The sequence below is a fragment of the Maribacter sp. BPC-D8 genome (assembly GCF_035207705.1).
Lineage (GTDB): Bacteria > Bacteroidota > Bacteroidia > Flavobacteriales > Flavobacteriaceae > Maribacter.
Map to the genome: position 1 here is coordinate 2,822,690 of NZ_CP128187.1, position 24,583 is coordinate 2,847,272.

Here is a 24,583-nt window from a genome sequence, read left to right on the forward strand (position 1 = left end):
TTATATTGTAGCTAATTAGCCACAAAACAACTTTACATTCAAAACCTTCCCCGTTTTGTTTTCACTTGTTAATTATTAAACTCTTGAACAAAATGAGTAAAGAGAACACTCTTCTTCAAACAGACCAAATTGATGCTACCTCGAATAGCATTAATAATATAGGTGTATTTAAATTTGAAGTAGCTACTAATGAAGTGCATTGGAACGATGTTCTGAAAGAAATTCATCAAGTTCAAAAAACACATATACCCGATACAGAAAGTATTTACGGCAACTGCAAAGAAGGTATTCATAAAGAGAACCTTCTAAAAGCACACAATCAAGCCTTATCAAAAGGGGTTTCTTTTGAATTGGAATATGAAATTATAACCCCTAAAGGCAATTCTCATTTTCTACATATTACTACACATGCAATTAATAATGACAATAAATGCACTAGTCTACATGGTTTCATTACCGATATCACCAACACTAATGAGAAAACCACAGATACTTATATATTAAAAAAGCAATTAGAATACGCTGAGAAATTATCAAATACCGGCTCGTGGAAATATGATATAAACACAGACACACTACATTGGTCAGACAATTTGTATCATATTTTCGAACACGATATAGAAACACCTATAACCTTCGGTATATTTTTAGAGCATGTTCATAAAGATGATAAAGAAAAAATAGCTGCCAAATTTGACCTAGCCTTAAATACAAAGCATTTTCCTGATTCAAATTATCGTATTGTATTAAAAGATGGCAACATCAAAACCATGAAATCTATTGGCGAGGTTATAACCGATGTGCACGGCGAGGTTACAACAGTGATGGGCACCTGCCAAGATATTACAGAAAGCACAGAGCGAGATCAACAGCTTATTCAAAAAAATCAACAATTAAATGTTGCTGAAAAGATGGCTATGATTGGTTATTGGCATTGGAACACACCTATTAACGAGGTTTTTTGGTCCGATAATTTACATGCTATATATGGGCACAATAAACAGGAGCCTTTAACTTTCGAAACTTACATCAATTACGTACATAAAGAAGATAAAAAAATAGTACTCACCAACCTTAAAACAGCGATGAAAACTGGAGAGTTTTTAGAATCTACCTATAGAATTCAACTCGACGACGCCAGTATTAAAATCATAAAATCTGTCGGTAGAATAATTCTTGACCATAAAGGGGAAGTTCTAGAGATGTCTGGCACCTGCCAAGATATTACTCAAGTAAAAAAGAAGGAACTAGCATTATTACAAAAAAACCAAGAGTTTAATTTTGCAGAGAAAATTGCCAATATTGGTTCTTGGCAGTGGAACCCGAATACCAACAAAGCAAATTGGTCAGATAATCATTATAGAATTTACGGTATTGAAATAGGAACGCAACTAGATTTACAGATCATTTACAACCAAATACATTCAGATGATTTAGATCACTTAAAAGAATTAACACAAGAAATTTTAAGCAACAAAAAGTTTACAAAAACAAGGTTTCGAATACAACTTCAAAATGGTGATATTAAAACTTTAGAAGTAATTGGGGAAGTAATTACAGACAAAGCTGGAAACATTATTTTATTAAAGGGAACCTCTCAAGATATTACTTACCGTATAGAGGCAGAACAACTAATTCAAGAGAAAAATCAATTACTATCGTTTGCTGAAGAAATGGCCATGATGGGGTCTTGGCAATGGAACCCGAATACGGGCGTATCTACATGGTCAGACAATCTTTATAAAATATATGATATAGAGCCAGACCGAACAATAAATATGGATCTATTTCTCTCTAGAATACATCCAGATGATATAGACAACTTAACAAAAGAAATAGAAACTATAGTTAGTACTAAAGTTAGCAATACCATATTAGCATATCGTATTATTTTAAATAACGGACAAGTTCGCTCTTTAGAGCTACTGGCAGAAGTTATTATTGATAGCAAAGGAAATGTTCAAGAACTTATCGGTACCGCACAAGATGTCACAAATCGTATTCAAAGAGAACAAGATTTATTAGAAAAAAATCAACTTTTAAATTTTGCAGAGCAATTATCTAGCATAGGTTATTGGAAATGGGATATCATAAACGATGTCATGGAGAAATCTGAAAATTTATTGAAGATTTTAGATTTTGAACCAGGAGCAAAACCAGATTTTAAAACCTATTTAAAAAAAGTATACCCTGCCGATCGCGAAAAGGTAATTGATGTTAGCCAAAGAATTATTGAAACAAAAAAGTTCGATAAATTTCATCACAGGATAGTAAAAAATGACAATTCAATTAAAACCATTAAATTAATTGGCGAGATCATACTTGATAAAGAAGGTAATGTTATTGAATTAATTGGTTCTAGTCAAGATATTACAGAACAAATAGAAGCACAACAAAAAATATTGGATACCAATAGAAGTTTAGAAAAATCAACTATAAACTTAACTTCTAAAAACAAACAACTTGCTGAATTTAATCACATTACATCACACAACTTAAGATCACCGGTAAGCAATCTTAATGCATTATTGAGCCTTTATAAAAGCACCAAAAATGAGGGTAAAAAAATAGAAATTTTTGGAAAATTTGAAATCGTAATAGACCATTTGACAGAAACGCTTAACGCCTTAATAGAAACGATATCAATAAAACACTCAGCCGTTGAGATTACTCAAGAACTTTGTTTTGAACAAACACTGTTAAAAACCAAAGAAATATTAGCTGCCGAATTAATAGAAAGTAAGGCCAATATAAAATGTGATTTTTCTAAAGCGAAAAATGTAAAATACAATCCTATCTATTTAGAAAGTATTTTTCTTAATTTAGTAAGTAATTCATTGAAATACAGATCCGAAGATAGAGTACCAGAAATTTCAATTACCTCAAATACAATAAACGGAAGAATAACATTAGAATTTGAAGATAATGGACTCGGTATAGATATGAAAAGTAACGGCCATAAATTATTCGGACTTAATAAAGTATTTCATAAACACCCAGATGCAAAAGGCATAGGGCTATTTTTGACAAAAGCCCAAATAATAGCTATGGGTGGTTCGATTTCGGCAAAAAGTAAAGTTGGCGTCGGCACAACATTTTTTATCATTTTAAATTAAAAAAGATGGACCACAATATTCAAGTTTGCGTAATAGACGATGACGAGGTTTTTCAATATACTATACTTCACACATTACAGGCTCACAAATCTGTTAGCAACATCATGCCATTTACCGATGGTGCTGAAGCAATGAATTTTTTTAATAAAAATATTGATAATGACATCATATTACCAGATGTTATTTTTTTAGATGTTAATATGCCAGTAATGGATGGGTATAAGTTTATGGATGAATATATTAAGTTAATAGCAAAAGCTACCAAAAAAATAACCGTTTATATTCTTTCTTCATCTGTAGATTTGGTAGATTTTGAAAAGACAAAAAAAATAAAAGAAGTATCAGACTACATCGTTAAACCGATAAGAGACAATCAATTGACAAAAATTTTAGCAGAATTATAAACACCTAAAAATAAATTTACTTTATACTATTTACTAGAATAAGCGTCATACCCGCCTTCTAAGTTCACTACATTCTTAAAACCAAGTTCTACCAGCCGTTCTTGAGATTTTAAACTTCTACCTCCCATTTTACAGTAAACAAAGATTTTTTTGCTTTTATCCATGCCTTTTATTTGCTGATTAAATTCATCTGATAACCAATTAATATTAACGGCTCCGTCTATACACCCTGCATCAAACTCTGCTGGCGTTCTTACATCTAACAATACCTCTGCAGATTCATCAAAACTAATAAAATCAGAAATCGGCTTTGACTCTATTTGACTTGTAGCAAACTGAGCAACAAGAAGCAGCAGAAAGAATAGTATATTTCTCATGATAATAGCGTTTAGAATCAAAAGTAAACATAATAGCTAAAATTCAATTACTTTTGAAGTGCAGAATAAAAAATGGAAATAAACAACCTAAATCCTGATAAGTGGGTCGATCTCTATGCAGATTATCTATTTAACTACGCAGTAACTAGAGTAAGCGATGCAGAAATCGCAAAAGACCTTGTACAAGATACTTTTATAGCTGGGCTAAAATCTGCTAAAAATTTTAAAGGTGATGCAGCAGAGCGAACATGGTTAATTGCAATTCTCAAACGTAAGGTCATTGACCACTATCGCAAAATTAATTCAAAAAAGGGAAAAGCAGAGGTACGCATGAGCTATAGCTCACAGACCGATGCTGAAGGAGATTGGCTAGAAGAACGCATTGCCGACCCTAATAGTAATTTTGAAAATGACGCTCTTGAAAACGAAGAATTAGGACTTGCCATTCAAAATTGCATTTCTAAATTACCTAAAAAGCAAGCTCAAGTTTTTACCATGAAAACTATTGAAGGAATGGAAACTGAAGATATTTGTAATGCTTTAGGAATTAATGCGTCTAACCTTTGGGTAATGATACATAGAGCCAGAACTGGCTTAATGGGTTGTTTAAATCAAAATTGGTTTTAGTTATGATGATTTCATGTGAAAAGGCAGCAAATATTTGCGATAAAGCCCAATACGAAGAAGCTTCTGGTTGGGATAAAATAAAATTAAAGTTTCATTTACTTATGTGTAAAACCTGTGCAAAACACAGTAAAGACAACACTAAGTTAACTTCTCTTTGCAATCAAGCTAGACTTGCTGTACTGTCTGAAGAAGAAAAGAAAAAAATGAAAGAAACCTTTTCTAAAGCAAAATAAAATACTTCTTACTTATAATAAAAAGCAACCACCAAAATAACGGAATTGCTTCTACCCAAAAAGATGAAAAGTATTTCTTTTGATCTAATTTTGTTTTAAATATCATCAAAATTAATACTAAGAATAGAATTGTTTTCACAATAATGTGGGCAGTATCTAAATCTGTTTTCAAAAAAGTGGCAGCATAAAAAAGTATCGCCCAACCATATCCAATCATTTTAGCACCCTTTACCCCTACTCTTTGTGGCAGAGTTTTTAGGGTTGCACTATCATATTTTAAATCTCTGATTTCGAAAGGCACCAATAAAATCAGCACAAATAGAAAACGTTGTAGCGCCTCGACTTTTACATTCCAAGAAATATCATCTAAAACTGAAATAGCGGGTAATATCACTGTAGCCCCCGCCCAAACAGCTGCGACGATTAAAATTTTTAATCCGCTAAAGCTTCTAAAATTTTTACTCTTTGGCAAAACAGGCAATGCATAAAGTCCTGTAATTGCAGCTAGAATAAAGAGACCTACAAATACTCTTTCCGATAGAAAAAACAACTGATAACCGGCAACAAGCAAACATCCAAAACTGAAAAATTGAATATTTTTTTGATAGGTATTGGCGACAAGAATATACTTCTCTGCCTCTACTCCAAATTTTACAAAATTATAACAGCTAATAGAACCGAAAAAAATAAAAAAATAGAGTTCTAAGGGTACATTTATGTTTAAGATCAGCGCAGTTACATGAACCAAGCTAAATATCGCCAATGCGACATGAATACTGGCATCAAGATAAAAATCAAAAATCTTTTTGATTATGCTCATTAAACAAAAGTAGTTAAAGTGTTTATAACCTCTTGTTTTGGTTAAAAACTTTCAAGATATCAACAGCTTACAGCACTAATTAAAACACATAAAAGTGGTAATTTTACACATTATATAACAATAGTATCTATGAAGACTGACGTGTTTGCATTACGCCATATCGGCATTAGGGATGAAGATTTAAATACCATGTTCAACACGGTAGGTGTTGAAAATCTGGAACAGCTTATTTTTGAGACCATACCAGAACATATTCGCCTTAAAGAGCCCCTAAAATTAGATCCACCAATGAGTGAGCATAAGTTTCTTGCACACACAGAAGCGTTATCTAAAAAAAATAAAGTTTTTAGAACTTATATCGGTTTAGGCTATCACGAAAGTTTGATACCGTCAGTAATTAAAAGAAATATTCTTGAAAATCCGGGTTGGTACACCGCTTACACTCCGTATCAAGCTGAAATTGCCCAAGGTAGATTAGAAGCTTTATTAAACTTTCAGACCATAGTTTCAGATTTAACAGGAATGAAACTTGCAAATGCTTCGCTTTTAGATGAAAGTACAGCTGCTGCAGAAGCAATGACCATGCTTTTTGATGTAAGAAGTCGTGATCAAAAAAAGAACAATATTGTTAAGTTCTTTGTCTCAGAAGAGATTTTACCACAAACACTATCCCTTTTAAAAACCCGTTCGACTCCTTTAGGTATCGAATTGGTGATCGGCAACCATGAAGAATTTGACTTCAGTACTGATTTTTATGGGGCTTTATTGCAATATCCTGGCAAATACGGGCAAGTATATGATTATGCCGGTTTTGTAGCTAAAGCAAAAGAAAATGACATCAAAGTAGCTGTTGCTGCAGATATCATGAGTTTAGTACTCTTGACTCCTCCTGGAGATTTTGGTGTGGACGTAGTTGTTGGTACTACACAGCGTTTCGGAATTCCGTTGGGTTATGGTGGTCCTCATGCAGCATTCTTTGCTACTAAAGAAGAATTTAAAAGAAATATACCTGGTAGAATAATCGGTGTAACAAAAGATACCGATGGCAAGCCTGCTTTAAGAATGGCTTTGCAGACTAGGGAACAACATATAAAAAGAGACAAAGCCACATCTAACATTTGTACGGCACAGGTGTTATTAGCTGTAATGGCAGGTATGTACGGAGTATATCACGGTCCAAAAGGATTAAAATACATAGCCTCAAAAATTCATGCCACTGCAGTCACGTTAGTTGATGCTCTTGAAAATTTAGGACTATACCAAATTAACGCTGCTTATTTCGATACGATAACCGTCAAAGCAGATGCTAAAAAAGTACGCCCAATTGCAGAGGCAAATGAAGTTAATTTCTACTATGTAGATAATGACACCATTTCAATCGCAGTTAATGAAGCTACTTCTTTAAATGACCTTAATCAGATTATATCCATATTCGCAGAGGCTCTTGGTAAATCTGCAACAGAAGTTACCAGTTTATTAAACGCAACTTCAATACCAAGTAATATTCAGCGTAGCAGTTCTTTCATGGAGAACAAGGTGTTTAATTCATATCATTCAGAGACCGAATTAATGCGTTACATTAAAAAGTTGGAACGTAAAGATTTAGCTCTAAATCATAGCATGATTTCTTTGGGTAGCTGTACCATGAAGTTAAATGCGGCTAGTGAAATGTTACCATTAAGCTCTTCTAATTGGGGAAATATTCATCCATTTGTACCAGTTGATCAAGCAGAAGGATACCAAACTATTCTAAGAGAACTAGCAAAAGATCTTTCGGTTATTACTGGTTTTGCAGACACTTCTTTGCAACCCAATTCTGGTGCACAAGGCGAGTATGCAGGGTTGATGGTAATTAGAGCGTATCATGAATCTAGAGGAGAATCTCATAGAAACATATGCTTGATTCCTTCTTCTGCACACGGTACCAATCCGGCTTCTGCTGTAATGGCAGGTATGAAAGTTGTTGTAACTAAGACAGATGATAAAGGAAATATTGATGTTGCAGACCTTGAAGAGAAAACAAAATTACATTCAGACAACTTAGCTGCGTTGATGGTAACATATCCATCTACACATGGTGTATTTGAATCATCTATAAAGCAGATTACAAAATTAATTCATGATCACGGTGGTCAAGTCTATATGGACGGTGCCAACATGAATGCACAAGTTGGCTTAACAAACCCTGCGACCATTGGTGCAGATGTTTGTCACTTAAACCTACACAAAACTTTTGCGATACCACATGGTGGCGGCGGACCAGGTGTTGGTCCTATATGCGTTGCTCCACAATTGGTTCCTTTTCTACCAAGCAACCCGGTAATAACAACCGGTGGCGAAGATGCTATTACAGCAATTTCTGCAGCACCGTGGGGTAGCTCTTTGGTTTGCCTTATTTCTTACGGATATATTAAAATGTTAGGTGAGTACGGCCTTACCCAATCGACAAAAATTGCCATTCTTAATGCCAATTATATCAAACATAAGCTTGAAGGTAAATTTGATGTATTATATACAGGTGAAAAAGGGAGAGCAGCCCATGAAATGATTTTGGACTGTAGACCTTTCAAGAAAAATGGTATTGAAGTAACCGATATTGCAAAGCGATTGATGGACTACGGATTTCACGCCCCGACGGTATCTTTTCCAGTAGCAGGAACGGTGATGATCGAGCCTACCGAAAGTGAAAATTTAGCTGAGTTAGACAGGTTCTGCGAAGCAATGACTTCTATTCGAGCAGAAATAGATGAATCTAATGCTGATGAGCCAAATAACGTACTTAAAAATGCTCCGCATACATTAGAAATGGCCACAACAGATGATTGGCAATTTCCATACTCAAGACAAAAAGCAACTTTCCCATTACCATACATTGCCGAAAATAAATTTTGGCCTTCGGTACGTAGAGTTGACGATGCATATGGAGACCGTAATTTAATTTGCACGTGCGCACCAATTGAGGCGTATATGGAAACTGAATAACAGCTCTAAAGCCATAGTACCAAGCCTTTTCGACAATTCGAAAAGGCTTTTTTAATCTGTCCTATATTAAGAAATGTGCATTGAGCATCGTAAAATTTACTATGCATGCATATAATATTTTTATAATTTGCTTAAATTGTCGGGCACAATTCAAAAAATTACAATGAGCATATCAATTACGGGAACAGGAAGCTATATTCCTGACTTAAAAATTTCTAACACAGATTTTAATAACCATAATTTTTTAAATATAGACGGCACATCTTTCAATCATGATAACGAGGTTATTATTGAGAAATTTAAAGCCATAACCGGTATTGAAGAAAGGCGATATGCTCCCAAAGAATACACCACTTCTAACTTAGCATTTTTCGCTGCCGAAAAGGCAATTGAAAATGCCAACATAGACAAAGAAACATTAGACTATATTATTGTTGCTCATAATTTTGGGGACTTAAAAGAGGGTTATATTCAAGGCGATACACTACCTAGTTTAGCCACTAGAGTAAAACACCAATTACAGATTAAGAATCCGAAGTGTGTTGCTTACGATTTAATCTTTGGCTGCCCAGGCTGGCTCGAAGGTATGATTCAAGCCAATGCATTCATCAAAAGTGGTATTGCTAAAAAATGTTTGGTTATTGGCGCTGAGACTTTATCAAGAATTGTAGACGATAATGATCGCGATGCTATGATATATTCTGATGGTGCAGGTGCTGCAATTTTAGAAAGCTCTGCCGACGGCGGTGAAATATTAGCGCACGAATCTGCAACCTATGCAAACGATGAAGCCAACTTTCTCTTCTTTGGAGAATCTTATAACAAAGAAGACGAGAAAAAGGCTTACTACATAAAAATGCTAGGTAGAAAAATTTATGAGTTTGCAGTAACCAATGTACCATCTGCTATGGCGTCATGCTTAGATAACAGCGGTATTAAGATTGATGAGGTGAAAAAGATATTTATTCACCAAGCAAATGAAAAAATGGATGAGGCGATAGTAAAACGTTTCTACAAAATATATGGCAAAGAAATGCCCGAAGGTATTATGCCTATGAGTATTTCAAAGCTAGGCAATAGCTCTGTTGCTACAATACCGACTTTATTTGACCTAGTAAAGGACGGTAAATTAGAAAATCAGGAAATTAAAAAGGGAGATGTTGTTATCTTTGCTAGTGTTGGCGCCGGAATGAACGTCAATGCAATGGTATACAGAATCTAAACATGTACGAAAATAGTTTTCCAAACAAACGTTACGAACACACACTTCATTTTTTACGTAAATATATAAACGCCAACGAATCTATATTAGATTTAGGTGTAGAAAATCCGTTTACCAAAATCATGGTAGAAGATGGTTATTCAGTAAAGAATACCCAAGGTGAAGATTTAGATATCGACTATAGTACAGTAACGAATACCGATGCAGATGTCATTACTGCATTCGAAATTTTTGAACACCTTTTAGCGCCCCTGAATTTACTTTCAAATACCAAGGCTACTAAGTTAGTTGCTAGCATACCTTTAAAATTGTGGTTTTCTGCTGCCTATAGAAGCAAAACCGATAAATGGGACAGGCATTACCATGAGTTTGAAGATTGGCAATTTGACTGGTTATTAGAAAAAGCCGGATGGGAAATTCAAGATTCTAAGAAATGGGCTCATCCAGTAAAAAAAATAGGCTTCAGACCTTTTCTACGTTTATTTACACCGAGGTATTATATTGTTTACGCTACCAGAAAATAAGAGACTATATTTAAAATGGATTACTACATAGTTATTCCTATACACAACGAAGAGGCTTTTTTAAAAAGTACTTTAGACTCTATTTTACTACAGACACTAGCGCCTAAAAAAGTTATTTTAGTTAATGATAATTCTACCGATCGCACAGAGAACATCATAGATGAATACCGTACAGCAAACAGTCTGTTTCAAAAACTGAACACTACTTCGTCTACACAGCATATGCCCGGCAGCAAAGTGATTAATGCTTTCAACAAAGGATTACAAGTATTAGATGACCATTATGATGTTATTGTAAAATTAGATGCCGATATCATTTTACCGCCCAATTACTTTAAGGTAATTAGTCAGCACTTCAAAAAAAATAAGAATTTAGGTATTTGCGGCGGATTCATTTATGAACAAAATAACGCTGGAGAATGGATATTGAATCACCCAATGGATAAAGACCATGTTCGAGGTGCCATTAAAGCCTATTCTAAAGCTTGTTTTAAAGCAATAGAAGGATTGAAGAATGCAATGGGATGGGATACGGTAGACGAGCTCTTAGCCAAGTTTAATGACTTCAATATACAAACTGATGTAACACTTAAAGTAAAACACCTAAGACCTACAGGAAAAGCATATAACGCTAAAGCGAAAAGGTTACAAGGCAAGGCAATGTACACCATGCGTTATGGATTCGTAATCACCTGTATTGCTTCTTTGAAAATGGCAATAAAAAATAAATCTGTAAAATCATTCTGGAACAATATGTCTGGTTACATACAAGCCAGTCGAAATAACACCTCTTACCTAGTAACCACAGAAGAAGGTAAATTCATCAAAAATCTACGCTGGACAAATATTAAAAGAAAAATAAAAGCATAAAAAAAGCCATCTAAATAGATGGCTTTTCTTTTATACTATCAGGATCTTATTAGAAACCTAATTGTTTTTTAACATCAGCTAAAAGGTCTTTACCTTTAGCTACGATTAGACCACCACCTGCTTGCGCATCGATAACGTAGTCAAAACCTTGTGCTGCTGCAACTTGTTCAATTGCCGCCTTAGCTTTTTCTGAAATAGGAGCGAATAACTCAGCTTGTTTCTTTTGAAATTCTTGTTGAGCTCTTTGTTGAGCCTCACCAATATTCTTTTCGTAACCTTGTAATTCTATTGCTCTTTTCTCGTTCTCTTCTTTAGACTTCGCTGCTGCTTCGTTTTGGTACTGTGTGTACTTATTACGTAACTCTGTCATTGAACCTTCAATATCTGCATTGTAAGTTTCTTGTAATTTCTTAAGCTCAGCTTCTGCAGATTTCATTTCTGGCATTGCAGATAATAATTGAGTAACGTCTATATGAGCTACCTTACTTTGGGCATTTACAAAACTTGTCGTTGCTACGAACAACAATAAGGCTACCGCAATTTTTTTTACTTGTTTCATGAGTGTAATTTTAATTCTAATTGAGTGTTAATTTTTATGGTTGTTAAACCTATTTAAATAGTACCGCTATTGTCATCTTTTTCGGTATCGCTATTTCTTTCTTTTAATTTCTCTTGCTTTTTAGCTTCGCGCTCTTCTAACAACTTCTTTCTTCTTTCTTCGTACGCTTTCTTACGCTCTTCTCGCAATTTTAATTGTTCGGCTTTTGCATCGGCCGCACTTTTTTCTCTTGTCTCAGTTGCTTCAGTCGCTTTATCTAAACGCTCTTGCAATGCTTCACTTACAACTTCTTCCTCTTCGTCATCAAAATCATCTAATCTACTACGATCATTTGATTTTTTAGTTGGTTTGCTAATTTTTCTTGTTCTAGCAATACCTCTCAAGACTAAATCACTGATATCGTGTCTTTTTTCGGAATACAACATTACAACATCCGCAGATTTATCAAAAATAAAATCATACTTTTTATTCGTGCCAATTTTTTGTACTTCATTGAACACTTGATCCTGTATTGGCTGTATCAACCTTCTCTTTTGCAATACTAAATCTCCTTGTGGTCCGAAACGATCTTGTTGGTACTCGATCATTTCTCGTTCCAAAATTTGAATTTCTTCTTCGCGTTCTGCAATAAGCTCTGGAGTCAATAGCACTTTCTCAGCCATTAGATCTTTCTTCATCTGCTCCACAACACTTTGCTTCTGCTCTACTTCAACTTTCCAACGTTGTACTTTAGTTGCTAACTGCTCGGTTGCTTCTCTGTACTCATCTACATTTTGTAAAATGTACTCCATATCTACATAGGCCATTCTCACCCCTCTTTGGGCAAAAACCTGTATTGTCATGAAGATGACCGAAACTATTAATAGAACTTTTGTTTTTGTACTCATTGTTAATGTCGTTTAATCCTATAGAAAATATCGTGCCAAAATTACTAAATCTTTTAAAACTAAAGGATTAGCACTAAGCACGATTATAATAATTCAATGAAAATTAAAACTGTTGACCAATAATGAAGTGAGTTTCCCATCCATGTGCACCTTGCCCAGCAGATTGTGGTAAAAGATCCTCGTCGAATCCATAACCAAAATCAATACCCAACAAACCAAATGCTGGCATAAAGATACGCAGCCCCACACCGGCCGATCGTTTTAATTCAAACGGATTAAAGTCTTGAAAATTGTTGAAAGAATTACCACCCTCTAAAAATGCGAGTCCATAAATAGACGCAGAAGGCTTCAATGTTAATGGATAACGTAATTCTAATGAGAATTTATTGTATATCAAAGCACCATCTGGTGTAGTAGCTCCGGGTGCATATGGTGTTATCGTCTGGTTATCGTACCCTCTAAGTTGTACCACATCTCTACCATCTAATGTAAAGTTACCCATACCATCACCACCAACATAAAACCTTTCGAAAGGCACATTACCCACAGCACTGTTATAACTACCTAAGAAGCCAAATTCAGCATTACTACGAAGCACCAATTTATCTACCAATGTAGTGTACCAATCTCCTTTAAACTTTACTTTATAATATTCAAGCAATCTAAAACGATCTTGATCGACAGCTGATAATTCAGCTTGATCAGTTGCGTTTAATCCAACAGCATTTTTCTGCTGTTCAAGTTCTTCAGATCTGTTCTTTAATTCTCTAAAATCTTTATTACTGAATAAAGACCAAGGCGGTGTAAATTTAGCTGACAACTCAAACGTAGATCCCGACATCGGGAATATACGGCTAGGCCCTTGAGAACTTCTTGAAATACCAAAGGTATATGCCAATGAATTTGCCTTACCATCACCAAAGTTAAATAGACCGATGTTATAGTTTCTAAAATCATATAACTGGTAACTAAGCGAGTGAGATATGGTAAAGAAATCATCTGGCCATTGCACACGTTTAGCCAAACCTGCAGTTACACCTGTAATTGAGAACTGCTGATCTTTATTAATATCAATATCACCATTGTTCCCATAAGATGCTGCAAACTGTTGTGTTCTAGACATGCTTAAATTAAAACGTACTGGCTTTTTTCCACCTAACCATGGTTCTGCAAAGTTTAAGCTATATACTCTATAGGTCTGACTCGCCTGTAAACGTAAAGCAAAAGTTTGACCATCACCCATAGGTACTGGCTTGTACTTTTCTTTTTTAAATAAGTTCTGAATAGAGAAGTTACTAAAAGATAGTCCTAATGTACCAATGAAACCACCGCCACCATAACCACCTTGCAATTCTATTTGACTAGAACCAGACTCAACCAAATTCCAAGCTAAATCTACCGTACCCTCATTCGGGTTCGCGTTTAAAACATCTGGTGTAATTTGTTCAGCATCGAAAAAACCAAGTTGCCCTAATTCACGAATAGTTCTAATAATATCTGCCTTATTATACTTCTGACCTGGTCTTGTACGTAGTTCACGATAAATAACGTGGTCATTCGTTTTATCATTACCAGATACGGTAACGTGATTTAAGAAAGTCTCTTTACCCTCTATAATTCTAATCTCAAAATCGATAGTATCATTAGCAGCCGACATCTCTACTGGGTTAATAGTAGAAAATAGGTAACCGTTGTTTTGATACAAACTTGTAACATCACTTGGGTCAGGCTTAGAATTATCTGCAATTCTTTCACGTAATAATACACCGTTATAGGTATCACCTTTTTTAATACCTAAAACTCGATTCAATTGACGATCCGTATAAACCGTATTACCAACGAAATCAATATTACCAAAGTAGTATTTATCACCTTCCTCAACTTTTATCTTTAAGTCGATGTTGTTTTCATCAATCTTAATAATAGAATCAGAAATTACACGAGCATCGCGGTATCCGTTTTCAGCAAATTTATCAACCAATAAACTAAGATCTTCTTCGTAATCTTCTTGAATGTACTTTGATTTTTTCCAGAAACGACCTAATTTTTTCTGCTTGGTGCTCTTTAAAGCTTTACGCAATTTTTTGTCAGATAACTGTTCGTTACCTTCAAATATGATATCGCGAATTTTTACTTTATCACCTTTATTGACGTTAACCACCATATTACGGGTGTTACCTTCAATAGTATCTTTAGAAGTAGCTATTGTAACATCAGCATTTAAATAGCCTTGTTTTTTATACTTGTTAGTGATGTAATTTTTGGAGTTGGAAATTAAACTTTCGGTAATTTTCTTTCCTTTCTTAAGATCGGTATCCTTAATTAAGCCTTCTACCTTACCTTTTTTAACACCATAAAACTTTACGTTAGTCAACGTAGGGCGCTCTATTATGTTCAATTCAAGAAAAACGGTGTTTTCTTCAATATTGGTAATAAAGATGTCTATTTCACTGAAAAGCTCAAGACCCCACAGTTTTTTAATGACTTCACTAATTTGTTCTCCTGGTAATGTAATAGGTTGACCTACTCTTAAACCTGTATACGTTTTTACGGTCTGCTCGTTATAACTTTGCAGCCCGGTAACGTCTATACCCCCTAAAATATAGCTTTTGCCATCCTCATAGGTATCATCCTGTGCGGCGGCAATAAAGGTAGTTAGAAATAAAAGTGTAGTTAAAAAGTGGTTCAAGGATATGAACCTGGTCATATCTTTAAGTGAGTTGTTCGCTTGTTTTTCCAAATCTTCGTTCTCTGTTCTGGTAATTTTTTATGGCCTCCACCAAGTGGTGCTCTCTAAAATCAGGCCAATATACGTCAATAAAATATAACTCTGCATACGCTATTTGCCATAATAAGAAATTGCTGATCCGATGTTCTCCACTAGTACGGATAAGCAAATCTACGTCTGGTAAATCATGCGTGTAAAGATGGCTATTTATAATTTCTTGGTCAATGTTTTCAATTGAAATTATATTATTTTTAACTTTGGTACTTATCTCTTTCACCATAGATTGAAGCTCTTCTCGAGCCCCATAGCTCAAAGCCAAAGTAAGCGTCATGCCTGTGTTTTGCTTTGTTTGATCCATTACTTCGACCAACTCTCTATACGCCTTAGAAGGCAGCGCATCTATGTTACCAATAGTATTTAAACGAATGTTGTTTTTGTTAAAAGTTTTAAGTTCTTTCTTCAAAGAAGACACCAATAAGCGCATAAGTGTCTGCACTTCTATCTTTGGTCTGTTCCAATTTTCTGTAGAAAAAGTATATAATGTAAGGTATTCAATCTTTAGTTGAACGCATTCTTCAACGACAATTCTAACCGTTTTTACACCATGTTCGTGACCAAAAACTCTTAGTTTTCCACGTTCTTTTGCCCACCTACCGTTACCATCCATGATAATAGCAAGGTGCTTTGGAACATTCAGTTTATCAATATCGTTTATATCACTCATCTTAAAAATTACTCAAAACAATCCATACAAGGTTTTCTACCAAAGGTATAAGTTAGGGTTAAACCAGAAAATACATACCAGTCATCACTAAAAATATTACCAAATTGAAATTCCTCAAAGTTAGAACCTTCAGGGTTACTACCATCTAAGTTATCTGTAAAAGTATACCTAGCTCCAATTTCGCCCCCAAAAATAAGAAACTGATTGATACGATATTTAAAACCAACAGTCATTGGCACTGCAAAACTTCCTTCTCTTTGATTAATATCTTGTAGAACACCGCCATTAAAATACTGATAATCATACCTAAAATAGGTAAGACCCGTATATAAATAAGGTGTAAAAGCCGGACCAAGTTTGTGCAAGTTATATTCTACAAAGTTAAATTCTAAACCAACAGAACCTTCTAAAATAGAATTATCAACTACATAACCCCTTTGCTGCCTTGCACTTGAACTAGATTTTGTATCGTCTGCAGTAAACTTACCATAGGTTAGACTACCTCGCCACGCATACCTTTTGCTTATGTTCCATTTAAATAATCCGCCAAAAGCAATATTAGAAGGCAAAAGATAATCTGTTTTACCAACATCACCAATTGTATTGGCACCACCAGCAAAAATACCCACCTCATACGTCTGCGCCTGCAAACCCGACAGTGAAAAAAGCAATACTAACAACGTTATGTAACGCATAAAATAGATTTTACAATTATTGCAGATATTATATTTAAAACTGAAAACGCAATAATTTTTATGTTCTCAAAAGATAAACAGTGATTAAGGGCATTTATTGTTTAAAAGTCGGCTCAATTTCGCCTATCCTCACCCCAAAGAAGCTTATTTCTTAGGGTCTTTAAAAAACTTTCTGAAGTATATTCTATCATTTTAATAGTAAAGGGAGCTTTACTTATGGTTATTTCTTGACCATTTTCTAATGATGCTATTCTTGAATCTAAAGAAACCAAGTGGTTCTCTTCTCTACCAGATACTTTTAACCGAATTACGGTATCATCTGAAATTACCAAAGGTCTTGCGTTTAAGTTATGCGGTGCAATAGGTGTCAAAACCAATGACTTTGCTGTTGGCACAATTACCGGACCACCACAACTTAAAGAATACCCTGTTGACCCTGTTGGGGTTGAAATAATCAATCCGTCAGCCCAATAAGAAGTCAAGTACTCGTTATTTAAAAATGTTTCGACCGTTATCATAGAGGTCGTATCTTTTCTACTTACGGTAATTTCGTTCAATGCAAAATTAAGATCTCCGAATTCGACATCAAGTTCTTTCGTATTCAATTGAACCAAACTGCGTTCTACAACAGTATAAGCACCTTGTTTAAACTCTCGAACTACTTTTCTAACATCTTCTTTTTTAAAGGTGGAAAGAAAACCCAACCTACCGGTATTTACACCAACAATTGGTATACCTAAATCTTTCACAAAAGTTGTAGCCCTTAGTATAGTACCATCGCCACCAAAACTAACGAACATATCAAAAGAGGCATTTAAACCTTCATCGATTGTAAATGTTGAAAATGTTTGGGCAGTATTTTTAGCTCTGTATAAATCGTAAAAATCTTTTTCAATATAAACTTCGGCAGACACCTTACTTAACTCATCTAATAACTCAATGAGATATTCAATGGCATTATCTTGATAAGTTTGACCGTATACAGCTACTTTCATATTAAACATTAAGGTATTTTTCCAAGTAATCTGAACGATTCTTTAAATCTTCAAGAAACTCATCATCACTATTTCCAAATACAATATTATAATTATATCGTCTAAAAGTCTGCACTACCTTATTGTAATTATTAGCCGTAATTTTTAATGTCACCTCAATAATATCGTTTTGGGTATCAGTAATAAAACCACCATAAAGCTTGGCATTATTACTTTCAACTATTTGAGCAATTTCACTAAAAGAGTAATCTTTAGCTCCTTTTGCCACTACCAGAATACTACCAGGATCAGTAAAGAACGGAGTATCAATAAATTCAGAAACAATATCGGTTAAACAATAGTAACCAGTAACTTCTTCTTTCTCATTAATTACAGGAAGCAAATTAGCTTCATTACGTGCAAAAATCTCTAACACATCTAACCAATTGGTATCTCTACGTGCAAAAAAACTTTGCAGCTCATATCGAAACTCCTCAATTTTAGCATCTGACTGTAACCCATCGGCATCTATTTCAGAGAAAAGTCCTAAAAACCTTCCATCCTCCAATATAGCAATATGGGAATAGGTTGAGTCCTGAAAAAATTCTAGAATTTTCTCAGTAGTATCCTTAATATCGAATACCGGTAAGTTCGTAATAATATGTTCTTGAATATGCATAGGCTATATATAACGCAAAATAACAATTAATAATATCAAAAGGCGTGCCTTATTTGTATTTTTGATGCTCTTAAAAGGTAAATAAGACATAATGACAAAACTTAGCGTTAACGTAAACAAAATTGCAACTCTTAGAAATGCCCGTGGCGGTAATGTTCCAGATTTACTTAAGGTTTCTAAAGATTTAGAAGGTTTTGGAGCACAAGGGATCACTATTCATCCAAGACCAGACGAACGCCATATTAGATACCAAGATGCACGAGATTTAAAAAAAACGGTAACCACCGAATTTAATATCGAAGGTAACCCCGTTCCTAAATTCATTGAACTAGTACTAGAAGTGAAGCCAGAACAAGTAACCTTGGTACCCGATTCTGTTGATGCAATTACCTCGAACTCCGGTTGGGACACCATTAAAAACAAGGAATTTTTAACCGATGTCATTAAAACCTTTAAAGATGCCGGTATTCGCACTTCTATTTTTGTAGATCCAGACCCAAAAATGATCGAAGGTGCAAAAGCAGTCGGTACTGATAGAATTGAATTATATACTGAAAGCTACGCAACCGATTATTCTCAAAATAAAGAAGAAGCTATAAAACCATTTGTTGAAGCCGCCAAACGCGCAAACGAATTGGGTATTGGCATAAACGCTGGTCATGATTTAAGTTTAGACAACATTGAATATTTTGCTAAAAATATCCCTAACTTACTAGAAGTATCTATCGGTCACGCACTTATTAGTGAAGCATTGTACTTAGGCCTTGACAATGTTGTAAACATGTATTTACACAGATTAAAATGAAACAGATATTACATTCAGTAATTTTAGGAGAAGGAAAACCCTTGTGTATTTTACACGGATTTCTAGGCATGTTAGATAATTGGAAAACGTTAGGTACTTTATATGCAGAAAATGGTTTTTGCGTTCACTTAATAGACCAAAGAAATCACGGCAAAAGTTTTCATTCTCCAGATTTCAATTACGATATACTTGCAGATGATTTTCTGAATTATTTAGACGAACATAATATCGAAAGCACTGCTATAATTGGCCATTCTATGGGCGGTAAAACAGCTATGCAATTTGCATGCACATACCCTGAGCGTGTTAACAAATTGCTTATTGCCGATATCGCACCAAAATATTATCCGCCGCATCATCAAGAAATCATTAATGGTTTAAATGCCATCGATACCACAAATTTGAAATCGAGAAAAGATGCCGACGAACAATTAAAGCAACACATTTCAAATGCAGGCATACGTCAGTTTTTGTTGAAAAATCTCGACAGAGATGAGGATAAGAAACTATGTTTTAAATTCAATTTAGAGGTACTGAGCGAGAAGATGGAAGAAATTGGAGACAACATCAATAGCACAGATAGCTTTAACGGACCTACGTTGTTTTTAAGAGGAGACAAATCTGAATATGTCACTAAAAATGACACTGAAATTATACACCGTCATTTTCCAAAAGCAACTGTAGAAACTATAGATAATGCCGGACACTGGTTACATGCTGAAAACCCAGAGCAATTTTTCGAAAAATCACTTACCTTTTTCAATAAAGGATAAATAACTATACTAATTTAAAACTAAGACCCATGAAACTAATTTTAAGAATTCTATTGAGCGCCGTTGCTGTAATTATCTTAGCGAATGTGCTACCAAACGTATCTGTAGATGGCTTTATGACCGCTGTAATCGTAGCTGTTGTATTAAGCATTTTAAATCTTCTTGTTAAACCAATATTGGTTATTCTAACGCTACCCGTAACCGTAATTACTTTTGGTTTATTTCTATTAATCATCAACGCAATAATTATTTTATTGGCAGATAAACTTATTGATGGTTTTGCCGTTGGTAACATTTGGTGGGCATTGATTTTTAGCCTCTTGCTATCTTTTTTACAATCAATCTTTTTTACACTGCTAAAAGATGACAAGTCGTAGTTGCTTGTGATTTGAAATTCAATACTTTAAAAAATTGGTTGACTTTGCAAAATGTAGTATTTTTGCATCCCATTTTATACATGCAAATAGATAATAAGGAATGAATATTACGAAAGAGCAGATAGACGATTTAAATGCAGTAGTTAAAGTTGCTATCACAAAAGAAGATTACCAAGATAAGGTAGATACCATTTTAAGGGATTATAAGAAGCAATCTAATATTCCTGGTTTTAGAAAAGGCCAAGTTCCTATGGGTCTTATTAAAAAGCAATATGGTAAAGCTGTATTGGTTGATGAAGTAAACAAATTGTTGCAAGACAATCTTAATAAATACCTAACTGAAGAAAAGTTAGACGTTTTAGGTAACCCGTTACCAAAACAGCAAGACAATTTTGACTGGGATCAAGATGAATTGGCTTTTGAATTCGAATTAGGTCTAGCTCCTAATTTCGAGGTTTCTTTGAAAACTAAAAAACCTATTACTCAATATAAAATTGTTGCCGACAAAAAAATGATCGACGAGCAAGTTGAGCGTATTCAAAAGCAATACGGTAAACTTGTAACTAAAGATGTTGTTAGCAAGAATGATGAAGTAAGCGGTACATTTACGAATGAAGCTGAAGAAATTGACAACAAATCTTTACTTGAAACTGACAAGTTGAAAAGTAAAAAAGCTTTAGATGCATTAAAAGGCAAAAAAGTTGGTGATGTTGTTACATTGAAAACAAAAGGTTTATTCACTGAAGATCATATGTTATCTAGCGCTTTAGGTGTTGACAAACAAAAAGCTGAAGCATTAGATACCGAAGTTACTTTCACCATTTCTGAAATTAACGAAAGAGAAGCTGCTGAATTAAATCAAGAATTGTTCGATAAACTTTTTGGTCCAGACAGCGTGAAAACTGAAAAGGAATTAAAAGAGCGTATCAAAGAAGATTCTGAAAAGCAATTTGAGCAACAGTCTGATCAAAAATTATTGAACGACGTTACAGAATATTTCATTGACAACACAAAATTTGAATTACCTACCGGTTTCTTAACCAAGTGGATTCAAATGACTGGTGAAGAGCCGTTATCTGAAGAGCAAGCTGTTGAAGAGTATGCAAAATCGGAAAAAGGATTACGCTACCAGTTAATTGAAGGTAAAATAATTCGCGATAATGAACTACAAGTTCAGTTCGATGAATTGAAAGAATTTTCAAAAGGATTTATTCGTTCTCAAATGGCACAATTTGGCCAATTAGATCCTAAAGAAGAAGAATTAGACAGTATCGCCGCAAGAGTTCTTGGTAACCAAGATGAAGTAAAAAGACTATCAGAACAATTGATGAGTCAAAAATTATTGAATCTTTACAAAGAAAAGGCAAATCTTAAGACAAAGGAAGTTACCTATGAAAATTTCGTGAAAGAAGTTTACGGATAAATTCCAAACAATAAATTAAGTATCTTTACGGTGCCGGAAATAAAATTTTCGGCACCTTTTTTTACTCTAAAATATAGACATACAATTTATGGATTACGGAAAAGAATTCAAGAATTTCGCTATAAACGATCAAGGCATTAGCAGCACTTACTACGACTCTATAATGAGCAGCATGTACCCAACGAACATGACGCCTAACATTATTGAAGAGCGTTCTATGAATATTGTTGCAATGGACGTTTACTCACGTTTAATGATGGACCGCATCATTTTCATGGGCACAGGTATTAATGACCAAGTAGCCAATATTATTCAAGCACAACTATTGTTTTTAGCAAGTGTTGACGCTAAAAAAGATATTCAAATTTATATTAACTCACCAGGTGGCAGTGTATATGCAGGTTTAGGTATTTATGATACTATGCAGTTCATTACGCCAGATGTTGCTACTATCTGTACTGGTATGGCAGCTTCTATGGGTGCAGTACTTTTATGCGCAGGTGAAAAAGGAAAACGTAGTGGTCTTCAACACTCTCGTGTTATGATTCACCAACCAATGGGCGGTGCACAAGGTCAAGCTAGTGATATTGAAATTACAGCTAGAGAGATATTGAAGTTAAAAGAAGAACTATATCAAATCATAGCAGAACACTCTAGTACTGATATTGAGAAAGTTCGTGAAGATAGTGACCGTGATTACTGGATGAAAGCTGATGAAGCTCTTAAATACGGTATGATTGATGAAATATTGGTAAGGGAGAAGAAGTAAATCCGACTAATTGAATCAAATAAATTAATGAATTTTAAACCAAAAACGATTTTTGATCGTTAAGGAATAGAATAGAGAAGATAGATAATGGCAAAGGAAAATTTAGAGTGTTCATTTTGCGGTAGAAAAAAGCCAGAAACCAATTTATTGATTGCTGGGTTAGATGCGCATATTTGTGATCGCTGTATTGAGCAAGCTCACGGTATTGTTGCCGAAGAGTCAAAACAGACAAAGACCAACGATCTTTCTTCTGAACTTGTTTTAAAGAAACCTCAAGAAATTAAGGAATTTTTAGACACTTTTATTATAGGACAAGAGCGTACCAAAAAAGTAATGTCTGTTGCGGTTTACAATCACTACAAAAGGTTATTACAACCTTCATCAGCAGAAGATGATATAGAGATTCAAAAAAGTAACATTATTATGGTAGGGCAAACCGGTACCGGTAAGACCCTTATGGCTAAGACCATTGCCAAATTACTTAATGTACCATTAGCGATTGTTGATGCTACTGTATTAACAGAAGCTGGTTATGTTGGTGAAGATGTAGAAAGTATTCTTACCCGTCTTTTACAAGCGGCAGATTACAATCTTGAAAAAGCTGAAAGAGGTATTGTTTTTATTGATGAAATTGATAAAATTGCTCGTAAGGGTGATAACCCTTCAATTACAAGAGATGTATCTGGAGAAGGTGTACAACAAGGACTTCTAAAATTATTGGAAGGTACTGTAGTAAACGTTCCACCAAAAGGAGGAAGAAAGCACCCAGACCAGAAATTTATTGAAGTTAATACAGAAAATATCTTATTTATTGCCGGCGGAGCTTTTGACGGTATTGAGCGTGCTATTACAAAACGTTTGAATATGCAAGCTGTTGGGTATAGCGCTTCTAAATCTGATAATTTTTTAGATGACAGCAATTTATTGCAATACATCATACCTAGAGATTTGAAAGATTTTGGACTTATACCTGAGATTATTGGTAGACTTCCTGTTTTAACACATATGAATCCGTTAGACAAGAAGACATTAAGAGCTATCTTAACCGAACCTAAGAATGCGATTATAAAACAATACGAGAAGTTGTTTGCAATGGATGACATTACTTTCACCATTACAGATCAAGCTTTAGATTATATTGTAGAAAAAGCAATCGAGTATAAACTTGGAGCAAGAGGATTAAGATCTTTATGCGAAGCTATTTTTACTGACGCAATGTTCGAGATGCCAAGTACTGGTGACACAAAATTCAAAGTCACAAAACCATATGCCGAAGAAATGCTATCTCACGATACCATTAAAAAACTAAAGGCAGTTTCATAATACTTTATCAAAATATTGAATATAAAAAAAGCGAAGATTTAAATCTTCGCTTTTTTTATATTCAATATTTATATTATTTTCAAACCACTTTTTTAATCTGTGGTGTAATTTGCGTTACTTCTTGTAATAGATCCATACATACTTTTTGAATGATTTTCTCATCTGTATATAATGTATGTCCGTAATTAGGTAATACTTCCATATCAACCCCTAAATTACTTCCCCATTCTTCACTTGGCTTAAATGCATCGTTAGCACCGTACACCAAATTAAAAGGCACATTAGGCTTATCATTCGTTCTACGAATTCTTGTAGGCGAAACACCGTATAAAGACTTAACAGGCAAACCTTTCTTAGCAGCTTCCCAAACTATGGTAGCCCCAGTACTAAAAGCAAGGTAATAGCAAGCTTCTGTTTCTTTTTTCAATAAATGTGCAGCAGCAGTATCTGTACCACCTTCTATAAAAGCATTATGTACGTTCTCTTCTGTTTGAATGAGAATATCTAAATTAGCCAGTTGTTGACTATCATAAAAAGTTATATCAAAATACTGTTGTAGATACCCTAAGTATGAAGTAATCCATAGTCCTTTCTTAGCACCCCACATATCGGAAACGATCACTAATTTGTCTGCCATAATAATAGTATTTATAGTTTTGGTTAAGTTTTACTTCTGCAAGTTGAAATAATAA

At 34.5% G+C, this 24,583-nt stretch carries 24 protein-coding genes; 14 read left to right on the forward strand and 10 right to left on the reverse strand.

Annotation, left to right across the window (positions count from 1 at the left end):
• Positions 1-92 precede the first annotated feature (92 nt).
• The gene (locus QSV08_RS12635) at positions 93-3,116 is read left to right on the forward strand and encodes a PAS domain-containing sensor histidine kinase (RefSeq protein ID WP_324023695.1); all 3,024 of its coding nucleotides are present in this window, start codon (positions 93-95) and stop codon (positions 3,114-3,116) included.
• A gap of 5 nt (positions 3,117-3,121) precedes the next feature.
• Positions 3,122-3,520: a response regulator gene (locus QSV08_RS12640; protein WP_324023696.1), complete on the forward strand. Its 399-nt coding sequence runs from the start codon at positions 3,122-3,124 to the stop codon at positions 3,518-3,520.
• 26 nt (positions 3,521-3,546) lie between these two features.
• Here QSV08_RS12640 and QSV08_RS12645 read toward each other — a convergent pair whose 3' ends face one another.
• Positions 3,547-3,897 (reverse strand): rhodanese-like domain-containing protein, encoded by a 351-nt coding sequence (locus QSV08_RS12645; RefSeq protein ID WP_324023697.1) that lies wholly within the window; start codon positions 3,895-3,897, stop codon positions 3,547-3,549.
• Positions 3,898-3,969: 72 nt separating this feature from the next.
• On the opposite strand from QSV08_RS12645, the gene QSV08_RS12650 reads away from it, so the two are divergent.
• Together QSV08_RS12650 and QSV08_RS12655 are read left to right on the forward strand one after the other, a co-directional pair.
• A complete protein-coding gene (locus tag QSV08_RS12650) occupies positions 3,970-4,524 on the forward strand; it encodes a sigma-70 family RNA polymerase sigma factor (RefSeq protein ID WP_073242491.1) in 555 nt (184 codons plus the stop codon).
• A gap of 2 nt (positions 4,525-4,526) precedes the next feature.
• Positions 4,527-4,757, forward strand: coding sequence for a hypothetical protein (locus QSV08_RS12655; protein ID WP_324023698.1), 231 nt, complete (start codon positions 4,527-4,529; stop codon positions 4,755-4,757).
• Here QSV08_RS12655 and QSV08_RS12660 read toward each other — a convergent pair.
• Positions 4,744-5,577, reverse strand: coding sequence for a hypothetical protein (locus tag QSV08_RS12660; RefSeq protein ID WP_324023699.1), 834 nt, complete (start codon positions 5,575-5,577; stop codon positions 4,744-4,746). The genes QSV08_RS12655 and QSV08_RS12660 overlap by 14 nt on opposite strands.
• Before the next feature lie 129 nt (positions 5,578-5,706).
• Between QSV08_RS12660 and gcvP the strand changes: the two genes are divergently transcribed.
• From gcvP to QSV08_RS12680, 4 genes are all read left to right on the forward strand, one after another.
• Positions 5,707-8,559: an aminomethyl-transferring glycine dehydrogenase gene (gcvP, locus tag QSV08_RS12665; RefSeq protein ID WP_324023700.1), complete on the forward strand. Its 2,853-nt coding sequence runs from the start codon at positions 5,707-5,709 to the stop codon at positions 8,557-8,559.
• Positions 8,560-8,722: 163 nt separating this feature from the next.
• On the forward strand, positions 8,723-9,781 hold the full coding sequence (locus QSV08_RS12670; protein WP_324023701.1) for a 3-oxoacyl-ACP synthase III family protein: 1,059 nt from the start codon (positions 8,723-8,725) through the stop codon (positions 9,779-9,781).
• A gap of 2 nt (positions 9,782-9,783) precedes the next feature.
• A complete protein-coding gene (locus QSV08_RS12675; protein WP_324023702.1) occupies positions 9,784-10,305 on the forward strand; it encodes a methyltransferase in 522 nt (173 codons plus the stop codon).
• 15 nt (positions 10,306-10,320) lie between these two features.
• Entirely contained in the window at positions 10,321-11,175 is an 855-nt protein-coding gene (locus QSV08_RS12680) for a glycosyltransferase (protein WP_324023703.1), read from the forward strand.
• A gap of 49 nt (positions 11,176-11,224) precedes the next feature.
• Here QSV08_RS12680 and QSV08_RS12685 read toward each other — a convergent pair whose 3' ends face one another.
• From QSV08_RS12685 to QSV08_RS12715, 7 genes are all read right to left on the reverse strand, one after another.
• Positions 11,225-11,734: an OmpH family outer membrane protein gene (locus tag QSV08_RS12685; RefSeq protein WP_073242480.1), complete on the reverse strand. Its 510-nt coding sequence runs from the start codon at positions 11,732-11,734 to the stop codon at positions 11,225-11,227.
• Positions 11,735-11,787: 53 nt separating this feature from the next.
• Positions 11,788-12,621, reverse strand: coding sequence for an OmpH family outer membrane protein (locus QSV08_RS12690; RefSeq protein ID WP_324023704.1), 834 nt, complete (start codon positions 12,619-12,621; stop codon positions 11,788-11,790).
• Positions 12,622-12,724: 103 nt separating this feature from the next.
• Positions 12,725-15,328: a BamA/OMP85 family outer membrane protein gene (locus QSV08_RS12695; RefSeq protein ID WP_324023705.1), complete on the reverse strand. Its 2,604-nt coding sequence runs from the start codon at positions 15,326-15,328 to the stop codon at positions 12,725-12,727.
• Positions 15,329-15,332: 4 nt separating this feature from the next.
• Positions 15,333-16,073, reverse strand: coding sequence for an isoprenyl transferase (locus QSV08_RS12700; RefSeq protein WP_324023706.1), 741 nt, complete (start codon positions 16,071-16,073; stop codon positions 15,333-15,335).
• 8 nt (positions 16,074-16,081) lie between these two features.
• Complete coding sequence (locus QSV08_RS12705; RefSeq protein ID WP_324023707.1) at positions 16,082-16,768, reverse strand: DUF6089 family protein; 687 nt, start codon at positions 16,766-16,768, stop codon at positions 16,082-16,084.
• A gap of 113 nt (positions 16,769-16,881) precedes the next feature.
• Positions 16,882-17,763, reverse strand: coding sequence for an NAD kinase (locus tag QSV08_RS12710; RefSeq protein ID WP_324023708.1), 882 nt, complete (start codon positions 17,761-17,763; stop codon positions 16,882-16,884).
• A gap of 1 nt (position 17,764) precedes the next feature.
• Positions 17,765-18,421, reverse strand: coding sequence for a CBS domain-containing protein (locus QSV08_RS12715; RefSeq protein ID WP_324023709.1), 657 nt, complete (start codon positions 18,419-18,421; stop codon positions 17,765-17,767).
• A gap of 91 nt (positions 18,422-18,512) precedes the next feature.
• Between QSV08_RS12715 and QSV08_RS12720 the strand changes: the two genes are divergently transcribed.
• The 6 genes from QSV08_RS12720 (at position 18,513) to clpX (ending at position 23,891) form a co-directional block, all read left to right on the forward strand.
• The gene (locus QSV08_RS12720; protein WP_324023710.1) at positions 18,513-19,226 is read left to right on the forward strand and encodes a pyridoxine 5'-phosphate synthase; all 714 of its coding nucleotides are present in this window, start codon (positions 18,513-18,515) and stop codon (positions 19,224-19,226) included.
• A complete protein-coding gene (locus QSV08_RS12725) occupies positions 19,223-19,999 on the forward strand; it encodes an alpha/beta fold hydrolase (RefSeq protein WP_324023711.1) in 777 nt (258 codons plus the stop codon). Before QSV08_RS12720 ends, QSV08_RS12725 begins: the two co-directional genes overlap by 4 nt.
• 29 nt (positions 20,000-20,028) lie before the next feature.
• Complete coding sequence (locus tag QSV08_RS12730) at positions 20,029-20,376, forward strand: phage holin family protein (RefSeq protein ID WP_073242464.1); 348 nt, start codon at positions 20,029-20,031, stop codon at positions 20,374-20,376.
• A 100-nt stretch (positions 20,377-20,476) separates the two neighbouring features.
• On the forward strand, positions 20,477-21,799 hold the full coding sequence (tig, locus tag QSV08_RS12735) for a trigger factor (protein WP_324023712.1): 1,323 nt from the start codon (positions 20,477-20,479) through the stop codon (positions 21,797-21,799).
• 88 nt (positions 21,800-21,887) lie between these two features.
• Positions 21,888-22,568, forward strand: coding sequence for an ATP-dependent Clp endopeptidase proteolytic subunit ClpP (gene clpP, locus QSV08_RS12740; protein ID WP_324023713.1), 681 nt, complete (start codon positions 21,888-21,890; stop codon positions 22,566-22,568).
• Between the two features lie 87 nt (positions 22,569-22,655).
• Positions 22,656-23,891: an ATP-dependent Clp protease ATP-binding subunit ClpX gene (gene clpX / locus QSV08_RS12745; protein ID WP_324023714.1), complete on the forward strand. Its 1,236-nt coding sequence runs from the start codon at positions 22,656-22,658 to the stop codon at positions 23,889-23,891.
• A gap of 79 nt (positions 23,892-23,970) precedes the next feature.
• On the opposite strand, the gene QSV08_RS12750 is transcribed toward clpX, so the two are convergent.
• Positions 23,971-24,528: a hypothetical protein gene (locus QSV08_RS12750; RefSeq protein WP_324023715.1), complete on the reverse strand. Its 558-nt coding sequence runs from the start codon at positions 24,526-24,528 to the stop codon at positions 23,971-23,973.
• Positions 24,529-24,583: the final 55 nt, after the last annotated feature.

What these genes read in the sequence shown, in the direction of transcription:
- QSV08_RS12635 (WP_324023695.1), top strand. Translation starts at nt 93, where the DNA reads ATGAGTAAAGAGAACACTCTTCTTCAAACAGACCAAATTGATGCTACC.
- QSV08_RS12640 (WP_324023696.1), top strand. Translation starts at nt 3,122, where the DNA reads ATGGACCACAATATTCAAGTTTGCGTAATAGACGATGACGAGGTTTTT.
- QSV08_RS12645 (WP_324023697.1), bottom strand. Translation starts at nt 3,897, where the DNA reads ATGAGAAATATACTATTCTTTCTGCTGCTTCTTGTTGCTCAGTTTGCT.
- QSV08_RS12650 (WP_073242491.1), top strand. Translation starts at nt 3,970, where the DNA reads ATGGAAATAAACAACCTAAATCCTGATAAGTGGGTCGATCTCTATGCA.
- QSV08_RS12655 (WP_324023698.1), top strand. Translation starts at nt 4,527, where the DNA reads ATGATGATTTCATGTGAAAAGGCAGCAAATATTTGCGATAAAGCCCAA.
- QSV08_RS12660 (WP_324023699.1), bottom strand. Translation starts at nt 5,577, where the DNA reads ATGAGCATAATCAAAAAGATTTTTGATTTTTATCTTGATGCCAGTATT.
- gcvP (WP_324023700.1), top strand. Translation starts at nt 5,707, where the DNA reads ATGAAGACTGACGTGTTTGCATTACGCCATATCGGCATTAGGGATGAA.
- QSV08_RS12670 (WP_324023701.1), top strand. Translation starts at nt 8,723, where the DNA reads ATGAGCATATCAATTACGGGAACAGGAAGCTATATTCCTGACTTAAAA.
- QSV08_RS12675 (WP_324023702.1), top strand. Translation starts at nt 9,784, where the DNA reads ATGTACGAAAATAGTTTTCCAAACAAACGTTACGAACACACACTTCAT.
- QSV08_RS12680 (WP_324023703.1), top strand. Translation starts at nt 10,321, where the DNA reads ATGGATTACTACATAGTTATTCCTATACACAACGAAGAGGCTTTTTTA.
- QSV08_RS12685 (WP_073242480.1), bottom strand. Translation starts at nt 11,734, where the DNA reads ATGAAACAAGTAAAAAAAATTGCGGTAGCCTTATTGTTGTTCGTAGCA.
- QSV08_RS12690 (WP_324023704.1), bottom strand. Translation starts at nt 12,621, where the DNA reads ATGAGTACAAAAACAAAAGTTCTATTAATAGTTTCGGTCATCTTCATG.
- QSV08_RS12695 (WP_324023705.1), bottom strand. Translation starts at nt 15,328, where the DNA reads ATGACCAGGTTCATATCCTTGAACCACTTTTTAACTACACTTTTATTT.
- QSV08_RS12700 (WP_324023706.1), bottom strand. Translation starts at nt 16,073, where the DNA reads ATGAGTGATATAAACGATATTGATAAACTGAATGTTCCAAAGCACCTT.
- QSV08_RS12705 (WP_324023707.1), bottom strand. Translation starts at nt 16,768, where the DNA reads ATGCGTTACATAACGTTGTTAGTATTGCTTTTTTCACTGTCGGGTTTG.
- QSV08_RS12710 (WP_324023708.1), bottom strand. Translation starts at nt 17,763, where the DNA reads ATGAAAGTAGCTGTATACGGTCAAACTTATCAAGATAATGCCATTGAA.
- QSV08_RS12715 (WP_324023709.1), bottom strand. Translation starts at nt 18,421, where the DNA reads ATGCATATTCAAGAACATATTATTACGAACTTACCGGTATTCGATATT.
- QSV08_RS12720 (WP_324023710.1), top strand. Translation starts at nt 18,513, where the DNA reads ATGACAAAACTTAGCGTTAACGTAAACAAAATTGCAACTCTTAGAAAT.
- QSV08_RS12725 (WP_324023711.1), top strand. Translation starts at nt 19,223, where the DNA reads ATGAAACAGATATTACATTCAGTAATTTTAGGAGAAGGAAAACCCTTG.
- QSV08_RS12730 (WP_073242464.1), top strand. Translation starts at nt 20,029, where the DNA reads ATGAAACTAATTTTAAGAATTCTATTGAGCGCCGTTGCTGTAATTATC.
- tig (WP_324023712.1), top strand. Translation starts at nt 20,477, where the DNA reads ATGAATATTACGAAAGAGCAGATAGACGATTTAAATGCAGTAGTTAAA.
- clpP (WP_324023713.1), top strand. Translation starts at nt 21,888, where the DNA reads ATGGATTACGGAAAAGAATTCAAGAATTTCGCTATAAACGATCAAGGC.
- clpX (WP_324023714.1), top strand. Translation starts at nt 22,656, where the DNA reads ATGGCAAAGGAAAATTTAGAGTGTTCATTTTGCGGTAGAAAAAAGCCA.
- QSV08_RS12750 (WP_324023715.1), bottom strand. Translation starts at nt 24,528, where the DNA reads ATGGCAGACAAATTAGTGATCGTTTCCGATATGTGGGGTGCTAAGAAA.